General features: G+C 61.3%; 15 protein-coding genes and 2 tRNA genes. 5 read left to right on the forward strand and 12 right to left on the reverse strand.

Annotation, left to right across the window (positions count from 1 at the left end; translation table 11 throughout):
- Positions 1–57 precede the first annotated feature (57 nt).
- Together ACP39K_RS04275 and ACP39K_RS04280 are read left to right on the forward strand one after the other, a co-directional pair.
- A complete protein-coding gene (locus ACP39K_RS04275; RefSeq protein ID WP_346418318.1) occupies positions 58–243 on the forward strand; it encodes a hypothetical protein in 186 nt (61 codons plus the stop codon).
- Complete coding sequence (locus ACP39K_RS04280) at positions 240–419, forward strand: hypothetical protein (protein ID WP_015378373.1); 180 nt, start codon at positions 240–242, stop codon at positions 417–419. Before ACP39K_RS04275 ends, ACP39K_RS04280 begins: the two co-directional genes overlap by 4 nt.
- A gap of 9 nt (positions 420–428) precedes the next feature.
- Here ACP39K_RS04280 and ACP39K_RS04285 read toward each other — a convergent pair whose 3' ends face one another.
- The 3 genes from ACP39K_RS04285 to ACP39K_RS04295 form a co-directional block, all read right to left on the reverse strand.
- On the reverse strand, positions 429–1,862 hold the full coding sequence (locus ACP39K_RS04285; RefSeq protein WP_004935263.1) for an EmmdR/YeeO family multidrug/toxin efflux MATE transporter: 1,434 nt from the start codon (positions 1,860–1,862) through the stop codon (positions 429–431).
- A gap of 114 nt (positions 1,863–1,976) precedes the next feature.
- Positions 1,977–2,375: a type II secretion system pilot lipoprotein GspS gene (gene gspS / locus ACP39K_RS04290; protein ID WP_033639944.1), complete on the reverse strand. Its 399-nt coding sequence runs from the start codon at positions 2,373–2,375 to the stop codon at positions 1,977–1,979.
- A 76-nt stretch (positions 2,376–2,451) separates the two neighbouring features.
- Positions 2,452–2,652 carry a hypothetical protein gene (locus ACP39K_RS04295; RefSeq protein WP_016927170.1) on the reverse strand — a complete coding sequence of 67 codons (201 nt, stop codon included), beginning with the start codon at positions 2,650–2,652 and terminating at the stop codon, positions 2,452–2,454.
- 217 nt (positions 2,653–2,869) lie between these two features.
- Here ACP39K_RS04295 and ACP39K_RS04300 point away from each other — a divergent pair, with 217 nt between their 5' ends.
- Positions 2,870–3,304, forward strand: coding sequence for a DoxX family protein (locus ACP39K_RS04300; RefSeq protein WP_033639943.1), 435 nt, complete (start codon positions 2,870–2,872; stop codon positions 3,302–3,304).
- A 51-nt stretch (positions 3,305–3,355) separates the two neighbouring features.
- Here ACP39K_RS04300 and ACP39K_RS04305 read toward each other — a convergent pair whose 3' ends face one another.
- The 5 genes from ACP39K_RS04305 to ACP39K_RS04325 all read right to left on the reverse strand — a co-directional run bounded on the left by ACP39K_RS04305 (position 3,356) and on the right by ACP39K_RS04325 (position 7,841).
- The gene (locus ACP39K_RS04305) at positions 3,356–4,318 is read right to left on the reverse strand and encodes a hypothetical protein (protein ID WP_197818034.1); all 963 of its coding nucleotides are present in this window, start codon (positions 4,316–4,318) and stop codon (positions 3,356–3,358) included.
- Between the two features lie 263 nt (positions 4,319–4,581).
- The gene (locus tag ACP39K_RS04310) at positions 4,582–5,214 is read right to left on the reverse strand and encodes an ECs1377 family protein (protein ID WP_016927167.1); all 633 of its coding nucleotides are present in this window, start codon (positions 5,212–5,214) and stop codon (positions 4,582–4,584) included.
- Positions 5,215–5,333: 119 nt separating this feature from the next.
- Positions 5,334–5,804, reverse strand: a complete 471-nt coding sequence (locus tag ACP39K_RS04315; RefSeq protein ID WP_033639938.1) for a MarR family winged helix-turn-helix transcriptional regulator — start codon at positions 5,802–5,804, stop codon at positions 5,334–5,336.
- The gene (locus ACP39K_RS04320; RefSeq protein ID WP_049191119.1) at positions 5,794–7,281 is read right to left on the reverse strand and encodes a UbiD family decarboxylase; all 1,488 of its coding nucleotides are present in this window, start codon (positions 7,279–7,281) and stop codon (positions 5,794–5,796) included. The genes ACP39K_RS04315 and ACP39K_RS04320 overlap by 11 nt, the downstream gene beginning before the upstream one ends.
- A gap of 470 nt (positions 7,282–7,751) precedes the next feature.
- Positions 7,752–7,841 (reverse strand) — tRNA-Ser (locus ACP39K_RS04325).
- Positions 7,842–7,933: 92 nt separating this feature from the next.
- On the opposite strand from ACP39K_RS04325, the gene mtfA reads away from it, so the two are divergent.
- Positions 7,934–8,734: a DgsA anti-repressor MtfA gene (gene mtfA / locus ACP39K_RS04330; protein ID WP_048795162.1), complete on the forward strand. Its 801-nt coding sequence runs from the start codon at positions 7,934–7,936 to the stop codon at positions 8,732–8,734.
- 99 nt (positions 8,735–8,833) lie between these two features.
- Positions 8,834–8,909 (forward strand) — tRNA-Asn (locus tag ACP39K_RS04335).
- A gap of 54 nt (positions 8,910–8,963) precedes the next feature.
- Here ACP39K_RS04335 and gap read toward each other — a convergent pair.
- The 4 genes from gap to ACP39K_RS04355 form a co-directional block, all read right to left on the reverse strand.
- Positions 8,964–9,974, reverse strand: coding sequence for a type I glyceraldehyde-3-phosphate dehydrogenase (gap, locus tag ACP39K_RS04340; protein WP_016927129.1), 1,011 nt, complete (start codon positions 9,972–9,974; stop codon positions 8,964–8,966).
- Between the two features lie 78 nt (positions 9,975–10,052).
- Positions 10,053–11,027 carry a GlxA family transcriptional regulator gene (locus tag ACP39K_RS04345; RefSeq protein WP_028128346.1) on the reverse strand — a complete coding sequence of 325 codons (975 nt, stop codon included), beginning with the start codon at positions 11,025–11,027 and terminating at the stop codon, positions 10,053–10,055.
- Between the two features lie 126 nt (positions 11,028–11,153).
- Positions 11,154–11,888 (reverse strand): SDR family NAD(P)-dependent oxidoreductase, encoded by a 735-nt coding sequence (locus tag ACP39K_RS04350; protein WP_147882400.1) that lies wholly within the window; start codon positions 11,886–11,888, stop codon positions 11,154–11,156.
- Positions 11,889–11,901: 13 nt separating this feature from the next.
- Positions 11,902–12,924, reverse strand: a complete 1,023-nt coding sequence (locus ACP39K_RS04355; RefSeq protein WP_016927126.1) for an LLM class flavin-dependent oxidoreductase — start codon at positions 12,922–12,924, stop codon at positions 11,902–11,904.
- Positions 12,925–12,988 lie beyond the last annotated feature (64 nt).

The raw sequence follows: 12,988 nt of genomic DNA on the forward strand, positions 1-12,988 counted from the left end.
CTGTAATCCTTGCAATACAGCGATCGGCCGCCTGCCGGCGGCCTTATTCGGAGGCGCATGGTCGACCATACTCGGAAACATCGAAAGAAAATTCTGCAAGCGGCGGTGAGGACGCAGCGCGCCGGTCTGCCGTTCGCGGCGGACTCCCCAGCCACCCCGCCCTTTATTGCGTTGCCCCATCAGCCGAAGGCCGTGCTGGTGCACCTGGTCGGCCATGATGGCGCACAGGAGGGGCGAGAATGAACCTGCAACCCTTTACCGCCATGCTGATGTTCGCCTACGTGCTGCTGATGGTGCCGCTGCTCTACGTCATCGACAGCCGCCTGAGCGCCAGTAAACTGGTGCGCAAAGCCACGCAAAACCTCATCATCATCGCCTTGACGCTGTTGTTCTTCAGCGCGATGACGCTTTTATACTGAGGCGGCCGGTTACCCGGCCTCCCGGCGTTTGGCCCGCGGATATTTCCACAGCCAGCGTCCGCTGACCATGCGCCAGTAGAACAAGGCGCCGCGCACCGCCCAATCGAGGAACATCCCCAACCAGACCCCCACCACGCCCATGCCCAGTTCGATACCCAGCGCGTAGCCCGCCACCACGCGGCAGCCCCACATGCCGAGCATCGTCACCCACATGGCAAAGCGGGCGTCGCGCGCGCCTTTCAGCCCGGCGGGCAACACCCAGGAAGCGGCCCAGATCGGCATAAAGGCGGCGTTGAGCCAAATCAGGGTTTTCACCACCGTTTTCACGTCATCCTGCGAGGTATAAAACGCGGCGAATACCCCGGCCAACGGCGCCGTGCCCCAGGCGATAGCGGTCAACCCAAGGGTAGACAGCCAGAAAATATGGCGCAGCTGCCGTTCCGCCTGACCGATCTCGCCTTTGCCGAGCCGCCGGCCGACGATGATGGTCGAAGCCGAGCCCAGCGCGTTGCCCGGCAAGTTGATCAAGGAAGCGATGGAGAAGGCGATGAAGTTACCGGCGATCACGTTGGTGCCCATGCCGGCGACGAACATCTGCGTCAACAGTTTGCCGCCGTTGAACAGCACCGATTCGACGCTGGCGGGAATGCCGATCCCCAGCACTTCCCACAGGATGCTCATCTTCAGCGGCGTGAAATAGCTTTTCAGCGTGATGTGCAGCGCCGGATTAAAACCGATCGCCAGCACATAGAGGATGGCGATGGCGCCGATATAGCGGGAAATCGTCAGCCCCAGCCCGGCGCCGACGAAGCCCAGCCCGTGCCAGCCCAGCATGCCGTAAATCAGGATGCTGCTGATGATGATATTGAGGATATTCATGCCGCCGTTGATCAGCAGCGGGATCTTGGTGTTGCCCGCGCCGCGCAACGCGCCGCTGCCAATCAGCGCAATCGCCGCCGCCGGGTAGCTCCACACCGTGGTTTGCAGGTAAGAGAGCGCCAGCGCTTTCACTTCCGGCGAGGCCGCACCGGCGATCACATCAATGATAGGCTCACCCGCCAGATGAATGCCCGCCGCCAACAGCAACGCCACACCGGTCATCAGGACCAGCGACTGACGCGCCGCCGCCCGCGCGCGCCGGCGATCCCGCTTGCCGAGGCTGAAGGCCACCACCACGGTGGTGCCGAGATCCACCGCGGCGAAAAAGGCGATGATCACCATGTTGAAGCTGTCCGCCAGCCCCACCCCGGCCATCGCCTCTTTGCCGAGCCAACTCACCAGAAAGGTGCTCAGCACCCCCATCAACAGAACGCAGGCGTTCTCCAGAAAGATCGGCACCGCCAGCGGCGTGATTTCGCGCCAGAACAGCACGCGGTAGCTTTTCCGTTTGGCGTACCAAGGCGTATTTTCCACGCGCTGACGCAGTGCGGCATACAGGTTCAAGGTGGGCTCGATGGATAAAAGTGAAACATCATTTCAAATGATGATCGATAAATCGTTATCCTGCAAAGAATTTTTGGGCGCCCGTGGCGAGCGCCCGACAGGCACACCGTAGCGCTACTCCATGTAGTCTTCCTGATCGGCCTGCGCCGCCGCGATAAAGCGCGCGGTGCTGCGGCTGAGCGTGGCGCATTTGTCCGTCAGCAGCTGATTATCCTGTTGCAGAGTCAGGTAACGCGCCTGGGTGAGCGCCGGCAACTGCCGATACCCTGCCGCATGCGTATCCCAGCCGCGGTGCTGCGCTGCACGCATCGCAGTGCGTTGCAATTTCACGTCGTCCGGCACGTCGCTGCGCCCGCAGTCCACGCGCAGGAAATGCCCGCCGGCCAGCATCAGAGCGATGTGATCCAATTGCGCCTGCAGCGGCGGCGCCGGTCGATGCGCCGTCTGCTGACAACCCGCAAGCAGCAGCAACGCCGCCGCGCCGCAAAGAGACGTGCGAAACAGAGTAGACATGGACGCTCCCGGAAACCTGTGGGTGATGCAATGATCTTAGGTGAGCGGATGCCGGGCGGCAAGGCGGGCAGCGCGCTTAGCGCCGGCCGCTGCTGACCTTGGTGGCGCGGGCGGGGTTGCCGGCGACAAATTCCAGCGTGGGGGAATAGTAAAACGGCAGCCAGGCGTTATAGCCGCTCTCCCACTCCCATTTGACCGGGCAGGGCCACAGCATGTCTTCATGCAGGATGTAATAAATCCACCGCCCGGGCGGACGGCGCGGTTTGCGCATTTTCATAGCGAGTACGACGGCCTGATGACGTGCGATAAGGTGAACTGCTGCATTTTACCGCGATTTGGGTCGCGGGGACAGCCTGCGTTGCCGCGTGAAGCGCCCGCTAAATCTCACCCGGTGATTCGGCGTAAAGTCCGCCGTTTTACTGATCCAGAACATCTTTCTCATTCACCTTATTGATATATTGATTGAAAATCATTCCTATTCAGGAGGAAGGGTCATGGTTAAGTCATTGAATGCGGTGTTCACGCGCCTTTTTGATCGTCCGGACGCCGGCAAGTTGGCGCTCAGGCTGACCTTCGGCGGACTGATGCTGTTTCACGGCGTGGCGAAGATTCAGCACGGCGTCGGTTGGATCGCCGGTGCGTTGCAGGATCACGGGCTGCCCGCCTTCATCGCCTACGGCGTGTATGTGGGGGAGATCCTGGCACCGATACTGATCATTTTGGGGCTGTTCACCCGCCCCGCCGCGCTGGTTTACGCCTTTACGCTGGTGGTGGCGTTTTTGATGGTGGGCACCGGCAAGGTGTTCAGCGTCACCGACGTCGGCGCCTGGGGCATTGAAAACGAGCTGGTGTTCTTTATGGGCGGGCTCGCCATCCTGCTGCTGGGCAGCGGCAAATACGCGATCGCGCGCAATGAAGCCTATCGGTAAGCCGTGCAATCCATAAGGAGGTTCCTGATGGCGAACCTCCTTTTTGCACGCTTAAGGTTGGGTGAGCAGCGTGTTCGCCATGAAAGACAATAAGGCGGTCGATTCGGGGAAGGCCGCGCGATTCTCGGTGACCGCGCGATCAAACCGCCAGTTCATGATGTAAACCACGGGCGCAGTCGGATATTGATTAATAAAATCCCAATACAGTTGAATTTGCGCATGCAGTTGCTGGTCGTTCATTCCTAACGATGCCGTAGAAGGCGGTACCAACACCCACTTTTGTCCGGCTGCGCTTATCGGCGCCAGGCGATTGTAGGTACTCCACATATCCGCTACCGACCAGTTGTAGTTATCCACCCCAACCCAATCTGGCGTGCTTTTGACGTTGGCCGGGCACGCGGTCGCGGGCGCGCCCTGCTGTATTTCACGGATCCATTCGGCGTTGTTGGCATGTCGGTAGGACAAGATGGTGTAGACGGGGATCGCGACCCCGTACTGCTGCATGGCCTGTCGCAGGGTGCAAACATAGCTGGAGTATTGGTAAGCGTCATATTTTCCCCCGGTCTGTAAGGCAGGAACGTCGAACGGCTCATCGATGAAATAAATGGCGCCGGGCTTATATTTGGCTTCGGCGATCTTCTTGACCGCCGTCCAGATGGCGTTCCAGGAACCTGCGGCCTGGCAGCTGCTGTTCGAGACCGCCCCAGGGCAGATATCGATAAACGGCGAGCCCGATACCGCCCCCGAACCAGCCTGAATGTTCACGGCGCAAGTCCCCCCGGCGCAAACGGGCAGATTGAGGCTTGCCAACGTGTGCACCACATTCAGATTGGTCATACTGAAGCCGGTGCCGGTAATCGCCTTAAGCGCCTCTGTGGCGCTGAAAGACGGCGTGGCGGTTTCATAAAAGTCCAGCCAGTCATAGCCGTAATACTTGATATTGGCGTTGGGGCCCGCCGCCAGCGCATTGGCGCCGATCAGGCACCAGCACAACAGTGCAAAACGTTTCAACATACTCTTCTCCTTCAAACCCTCGTCGATGTTAGCCAAAGGTGGGCGGCAAACGGCGCCGCCAACCGGAAACACCATCGTGACACCGGCTATCGGCGGTGGCCCGTCGTTTGCGTTGTGCTACGGCAGAACGAACACAGGTCAGATTTTAGGAATATGTCACGTCGGTTTTCTTGCTGAGCGGCAAGGAGATGCGGGTAAAAAAGAACCGTAGAGGAGCCCGGCGGGAATCGCGCTTCATAAGCTGAACCGCCGACTATCGGTCATCAACTCTCGGCCAGGCGGTATACCGGAACCTTGCGCGTGGTGCCGGTCAGGGTGTCGAAGATCTCCGTTTCCGCCGTCACGATCGCCATGCCGGTTTTTCTTAGCCTGCGCACCTCGGCGGCAATGCGCTGTATGCCGAACCAGAACAGTCCGTCCAACGCCGTGACCCGCAGCCCCTGCTCCAGCGCCAGCTTAAGTCGCTCACGCGGCGCCTTGAGCGCTTTGGCGATTTCCCGGTAAGGCAACGCGTCCACGCCCGACGCCGAAGTGCGGTGAATACGGGTCGACAGGCCGTATTGAAAGGCCTCAGGCACGTCGCTTAAATCGCTTTTCAGGCTGTAAACGCAGCCAAAGCGCTTGCCGTTGAACACCACATTTTTTTGACTGATCGACAACTCATCGCGCAGGCCGGCAATCAGCTGCGGCGCCCGCACCAGCAATAAACGAAACGGCAATTCGAAACTGGTCACATAGTCCACGTTGAGCAGCGCAATGCGCAGACGCTGTTCCGCCCCGGCCTGCGTCTGGCGACACTCGTTCAACACCTCGCTCCACTGGCGCGCGAGCCGCGGGGCTTCATCCAGCGGCGCGAAGTGGTATTTCTCGATGTGGTAGTCGATCCTTTCATTCATGTCCGTTGGCCCCTGCGTCAGTCATCATGCCCTCAGCAAATTACCTTACCCGCGGGCAACAGTACAACACCGCGATGAGGTCACTCGGGAAATACGGCGCTGGCTTTCGCCGGAACGGACTACGCGGTCTCGATGAACAGCATCATGCGTCGCAGTGCGTCATCCAGGGCACTGAGCCCGGCATCGTCCAGACAGGCCATCAGCTGTGCGTCATAATCCGCCACCCATTGCCTCGCCTGGTCAAAAATGGGACGAGACGCCGGCATGACGCGCAGATATACCGCGCGCTTATCTTCCGGATCGGGGAAGCGCGCGACCCACCCCCGATTAACCAGTTGGGTGATCGTACGGCCTAGCGCGGTGCGATCGGTCTGCGAATGCGCGATCACCTCACTCATGGCCACGTCGCCCGGAAAACTGTAGAGAATGCGCAACGCGCGCCACTCATGGAGGCTGAGTCCTTGCAAAGCGAGTAACGCAGACAGCCGTTTTTCGCGGTGACGCACCACCTCCGTCATCCTGTAAAGCGCACCATTGGGCAATCCCATTCCCCGTCGGCCGCTATGCCTGTCTTTTTTTTCAGAACCCATACTGTTTCCAATTAGCCTCGACTTTTGCCCTGACCTGTTCAGGATAAGAGTGCCTGTAAGAGGCGGTACCCGCACGTGTTACGCCGCTGAACTGCTCGGGGAACAGGCAGTTGATGATGACTTTGCCGCCGCTGCCGCGCGCCTTGTCTTCTTCCGTCAGGTACGGCACCATCGGGAACTCACGTACGTCCGGGAAAATAAAATGATCGCGCGCCGGATGTGAGCGCGTGGCCAACGCCCAAACCACCTGATCGATATCGACAATATCAATGTCATTGCCGACCAGGATCAGTTTGGGGATCAGGTAGCCCGCATGCGAGCCGAAGACCACCTCCGCCACCTTGCCGGCAAAATCCGCCGCGGTGGTATTCATTCCGGCCAGTTTTTCGATATCGACGGAGACCACCGCCCAACAGGTCGCCGCCTCATAGGAACACCAGACAAAGTCAACGGGCAAGGCCGCGCTCTGCAGGGTTTCCAGCAGTTGAGCTGATATCATGGTGCCCCAGATCGTATGATTTTCTTCCGGCGGCGTGCCGGCGACGCAAATCGGCAAAATGGGGTCATCGCGAAACGTCACCGCACGCACATGGAACACCGGCTGTTCATGGCCTTGCTGGTGTTGATAGCCGTGATACTCCCCCATCGGCCCTTCCAGCGCCGTCTCCGTCAGGCTGATTTCACCTTCCAGCACAATTTCCGCATTGGCCGGCACCCAGAGATCGTTGGTTTCCGCTTGGGTGAGCGTGACGCTTTTACCGAGCAGCGCGCCGACATAGTCAGGCTCACTGACGCCGGCCGGCAACGGCATCCCCGCGACCGCCACCGCGGCAGGCGGCGCCCCGAGCACCATCGCCCACGGCGTAGGTTTCCCTTCTCGGCGCCACATTTCACGGATCATGCCGATGTGCTGGGTGGGGATTGCCGGGCCGGTGAGACGATTGCGATCGAGCATCATGAGTCTGCCGACGCCCCAGCTATGCCACTTTCCGTCCGGGGATTGCACGACATGGAACCCGTAGGTGCCGAAATAGCGCCCGCCATCCCGTTCATGCAACAGCGGCACCGGGAAACGTTCCAGATCAACCTCGTCACCACGCCAAATATTCTCTTTCACCGGGCCGGTCGAGCAATAATCCGGCGCAAACGGCTCCGCCTTCACCGCCCGGCGAATCGCCGCCACAATATCCCGCGGGGAGCTTTCTGGCGGCAGCCCAAAATGGAGGGCGAGGCGAGAATAGGCATGTTCCGCAGAAGCGAGCATGCCGGCCGGCGCGCCGAGGATGCGGGCTCCCGGCATCGCGCCCGCCACATGATGAAATAGCGGAGCCGAAAGCCGTTGCTCATAGACCCGGCGGCAGACAGCCGCTATCTCCAGGTCGGCGGAAACTGCCTGATGCACGTCGACCAAATCGTTTCGGCGACGCAATTCCTCAATGAAGTGACGAAAATCCAGTGCGCAATCGAGCAAACTCATGGCAAGTCCTCCGGTTTCCAGGCGTTCAGTCCCTGCTATTCCCATCGTTTCAGGGAGGAGACTGACATTTATGTGCATGTGCACACATATTAGTGTACGAAAAATCGCGTGTAAATACACGCTACCCTGGAGACGTGTGGGCATGTTGTCAGTCTGGCAAACTCTTCAAGGGATAGCGGACTCGGGCCATACACGCCCCTGCCGGCAGACATTATCGCCGTGACGGTTTCACACCTTCAGCATGATCGGCATGCATAGCACTGGGCTTGCCGCAAGCGCCGCGCCGGGTTCAAGCGCAACATGGCTCACAAAATGAAGAACATAATCGCAAAATGCTATTCGTTGATATTGCACGGGTTATAATGCGGAAAAGGATCTCTGCCAACGCAAACCGGTTTCAGATCGAACGGTTTACAAGCATTAGCGAAAGAAAAGGATTTTGATTCGATGGGGAACAACGAGGGGTAAAGTGGCGGAGAGAGGGGGATTTGAACCCCCGGTAGAGTTGCCCCTACTCCAGTTTTCGAGACTGGTCCGTTCAGCCGCTCCGGCATCTCTCCTGACAACGCTTGCTATCATGCCCGCTTTTGCGGCATTTTTACAGCATTAGCATACCGCTGAACGTTCAAGTGACGACTTTACGAGCAACCTGATGATTAAATGGCCGTGGAAAGCGACTCAACCCTCTCAACCCCAGGCAGACATCGAGGCCCAGTGGCAGGACGCGCTGGCGATCCCGCTGCTCTCGCCGCTGAATGAGCAGGAGCGGCAGCGGCTGGTGGCCGTCGCCGGGCAGATCTTGCAGCAAAAGCGCATCGTGCCGCTGCAGGGGCTGCAGCTCACCTCGCAAATGCAGGCGCGCATCGCCCTGCTGTTCGCCTTGCCGGTGCTGGAACTCGGCGCGGAGTGTCTCGACGGCTTCAACGAAATTCTGCTCTACCCCACCCCGTTCGTGGTGGAAGACGAATGGCAGGACGAGATCGGCCTGGTGCACTCGGGGCCGGTGGTGCAGTCGGGCCAAAGCTGGGAACAGGGGCCGATCGTGCTCAACTGGCAAGACGTGCAGGACTCTTTCGACCTTTCCGGTTTCAATCTGGTGATCCACGAAGCGGTGCACAAGCTGGATATGCGCAACGGCGGCGTCGCCACCGGCGTGCCGCCGATCCCGCTGCGCGAGGTGGCCGCCTGGGAACATGATCTGCACGCCGCGATGGAAAGCCTGCAGGACGAGATCGACATGGTCGGCGAAGAGGCCGCCAGCATGGATGCCTACGCCGCCACCGATGCGGCCGAGTGCTTCGCCGTGCTGTCGGAGTATTTCTTCAGCGCTCCCGAACTGCTGGCCGAACGCTTCCCGGCGCTGTATCAGCACTTTTGCCGCTTCTACCGCCAGGATCCGCTGGCGCGCCTGCTGCGCGGCCAGGCGGAAAACGACGCGCAATGGGCTGATTGACGGGCTTATTGCTCAGATACCGAGCAGTCGCACCGCCCGGGGCAATTTAGCGTTGACACACCCGGGGCCGCTGGATATCATGCGCCCCGTTCACACGATTCCTCTGTAGTTCAGTCGGTAGAACGGCGGACTGTTAATCCGTATGTCACTGGTTCGAGTCCAGTCAGAGGAGCCATATTTAGAGAAGCCCGCTTAAGGATACTTAAGCGGGCTTTTTGCTGTTGGGCGTTTACAGCCCGCGTTGTTCCATCAGCAGCGCCAGATCGACCAAGCGGTTGGAGAAGCCCCACTCGTTGTCATACCAGGCGAGCACTTTTACCAGGTTGCCGCCGATCACCAGCGTGGACAGGCCGTCGATGATCGACGAACGCGCATCACCCCGGTAGTCGCTCGACACCAGCGGTTCATCGCTGTACCCCAGGATCCCTTTCAGCGGGCCGGACGCCGCCGCCGCGCGGAAAGCGGCGTTGATCTCCTCCACCGTCGCCGGGCGTTTCAGCGTCACCGTCAGATCGACGATGGAAACCACCGGCACCGGCACCCGCAGCGAATAACCGGTCAGGCGGCCGTCCAGTTCGGGGATCACCTTGCCGAGCGCCTTGGCCGCACCGCTGGAGTAAGGCACGATCGATTCCGCCGCCGCCCGCGCGCCGCGCAGATCTTTTTCCGGCTGATCGTGCAGCGCCTGGCTGTTGGTGTAGGCATGCGTGGTATTCATCAACCCGTATTCGATGCCGAACGCCTGATGCAATACCTGCGCGGCGGGCGCCAGCCCGTTGGTGGTGCAGCTGCCGTTGCTGACCACCTTATGCAGAGCCGGATCGTAGAGGTGATCGTTAACCCCCATCACCAGCGTGATGTCGTCATTCTTGGCCGGCGCCGAGATAATCACCCGCTTGGCGCCGCCGTGCGTGATGTGCACTTCCGCCTTGGCCTTGTCGGTAAAGAAGCCCGTCGCTTCGATCACCACGTCCACGCCCGCGCTGCGCCAGGGGATCTCGGCGGGATCGCGCTGCGAAAACACCTGAATCGGCCGACCGTCCAGCAGCAGCTGGTTGTCGCCGGCTTCCACCCTGGCCGCCAGCGTGCCGGAAAGCGTGTCGTATTTCAGCAGGTGCGCCAGCGTCTTGCTGTCCGTCAGATCGTTGATCGCCACCACTTCAAAATCGCTGCGCCCCAGCGCCGCGCGCAGCACGTTGCGCCCGATCCTGCCGAAGCCGTTAATGCCTACTCTCACCATGATGCACTCCTCGTTTTTGGGCTTTGCCTAAAATCTAGCGCCGACCAGAAACGGCGTAAATGACGTTTACCAATCAATTTACGCCAAATTGCGCGCATGAAAGCGCTCGCGGTATTCGCTCGGGGTCAATTGCAGTTTGCGTTCAAACACCCGCCGCAGGTTAAGGCCGTTGCCGAAGCCGGTGGCCAGGGCAATCTGCTCGATGCCTTCCGCGCTCTGTTCGAGGCGCTGCCTGGCGGTATGCAACCGCCCCTCTTCGACGAATTTGGCGGGAGAAATGCCCGTCTCGCGGGTGAACACCCGGGTAAAGTTGCGCGGGCTCATCGCCACGCGCTCGGCCAACCGATCGACGCTGAGATCGTCGGCGAGGTTTTCCAGGATCCAGGATTGCAGGTCACGGATCGGCCCCGGCGATTTGGCCTGGTTGAGCGGATAGCGGCTGAACTGCGCCTGCCCGCCGGGGCGACGCAGAAACATCACCAGATCCTGCGCCACTTCGCGCGCCTGCACGAAGCCGTAATCATCCTCCACCAGCGCCAGCGTCAGATCGAAGCCGGAGCTGACGCCGCCGGAGGTCCAGATCGGCCCGTCCTGCACGTAGATTGGGCCGTTTTCGACCTGCACTCGCGGGAAGCGCGCCTGCAGCGTCTCCGCCAGCCGCCAGTGGGTGGTCGCCCGCCGCCCGTCCAGCAACCCGGCTTCGGCCAGCAGCAGAGCCCCGCCGCAAACCGAAGCGATACGGCGCGCCTGCGGCGCCGCGCGACGCAGCCAATCGGCGACCAGGGCGCCCTCTTCTTCGGTCGCCCCCTTGCCGGCGACGATCACGGTATCGCGCGGCTGGGCCGGATCGAGATCCGCCAGGCGATGATCGGCCAACAGGCTCAGCCCGGACAGGCCGTGCACCACCCGGTGAGATTGCGTGGTGGCGACCGCGATCTGATACAGCGGCGTCTCGGCAGGGCTCAGGCGATTAGCCTGCATCAGGATATCGGCGATGCCCGCCGCTTCGAACAGCATGCCCCCTTCAGGGACGATAATCAGGAATGAGTGCATGGCGATAATATAAATAACAATCAAAACAGGCCAGGCGACCACTGTATAAGAAAAGCCCCGTCGGTTCACCCTGCGGGCATAAAAAAGCCCGCCGCTAATCACCGGCGGGCCAGGAAGGAACGGCCATCAAGCCTGCGGCAGGTGCGCCCCGCCGACGCGCGCCAATTGCGCCAACAGCGCCGTTTGAAACGCCTCATCGTGCACCGCCGCGTGAGGTTCAAGCCGCTGCTGGTGGTGCCAATAGCCGCCGGACGCCAGGGCCTGCGGTTCATCGCTGGTCACCAACCACGCCTGCGTCACATGCCCCAGCGCCAGATCGTCGGGCGCGTCCGCGCCGCCCATTTTGGTCGGCACCCAACCGGGATCGACCGCGCTGCTGATCACGTCAGGCCACAGGCGCGCCACGGCGGCGGCCAGCGCGGTGACGAACAGCTTGCTGTCCGAATAAGAACCGGCAGCGCCGCCAAGCCAATCCACGCCGTTCAGTTCCGCCACGCCGTCAAAATGCATGCTGCTGCTCAGGTAGACGATACGCTTGGGGCGTTCGATCAGGGCCGTCAGCAGGTAGGGCGCCATGACGTTCACCGGCATCACCTGCGGCCCGGTAAACATGCCGGCATTGTGGATCACCGCGTCCGGGCGGCCGAGGCGATTGACCTGCTCGGCAAGCTGCCGGATCTGCTGCACATCGGACAGATCGCCGATCGCCGCCTGCGCGCCCCGATCCAGCAAATCGCGCACCGCGGCCAAACGGCCAGGCTCACGCGCATGCAGGATCACCTGATGCCCTTCGTCCAACAGCGTTTGCGCGGCGGCGCGGCCCAGCCCGTCGACCGAGCCGGTAATGAAAATGCGTGACATGCCACTCCTCCGTTTAGCGCCAGCCGAGCGCCGGCGCGACATGGGTTAAAATCGATTCGATGACGTGCGCGTTGTAATCCACGCCCAGTTGGTTAGGCACGGTCAGCAGCAAGGTATCCGCTTCGGCGATGGCCTCGTCCTGCGCCAGCTGCTCGATCAGCACATCCGGCTCAGCGGCATAGCTGCGGCCGAAGATCGCCCGGGTCTGCGCGTCGATATACCCCAGCTGATCGCCCTCCTTGCCGCCGCCGCCGAAGTAGTTGCGATCCCGCTGATCCACCAGCGCGAAGATGCTGCGGCTCACGGAAACCCGCGGCTCGCGCGCATGGCCCGCCTCTTGCCAGGCGGCGCGATAGGCGCGGATCTGCTTGGCCTGCTGGATGTGGAAGGGCTCGCCGGTCTCGTCGTTCTTGAGCGTCGAGCTTTGCAGATGCATGCCCAGCTTCGCCGCCCAGACAGCGGTGGCGTTCGAACCGGCGCCCCACCAGATGCGATCGCGCAGCCCGGCGGAAAACGGCTCCGGCCGCAGCAGCCCAGGCGGATTCGGGAACATCGGCTGCGGATTGGGTTCGGCGAACCCTTCACCGCGCAGCGCTTCCAGGAACACTTCGGTATGGCGGCGGGCCATGTCCGCGTCGGTCTCGCCGTCGGCCGGGGCATAGCCGAAATAACGCCAGCCGTCGATCACCTGCTCCGGCGAACCACGGCTGATGCCGAGCTGCAGCCGCCCGCCGGCGATCAGATCCGCCGCGCCGGCGTCCTCCACCATGTACAGCGGGTTTTCATAACGCATGTCGATCACGCCGGTGCCGATCTCGATGCGTTGGGTTTTGGCGCCGATGGCGGCCAACAGCGGGAACGGCGATCCCAGCTGGCGCGCGAAGTGGTGCACGCGAAAATAGGCGCCGTCCGCCCCCAGATCTTCGGCGGCGACCGCCAGATCGATGGACTGCAGCAGCGCATCCGCTGCGGAACGGGTGCCGGACTGGGCGGAAGGCGACCAGTGGCCAAACGAGAGAAAACCAATTTTTTTCATCGGGCATCATCCTCAGAGGCAAAACATGGGCCTACAGTGACAAAAACCGCGCGCTCTGCGCCAG

The organism is Serratia sp. EC4 (assembly GCF_059652115.1).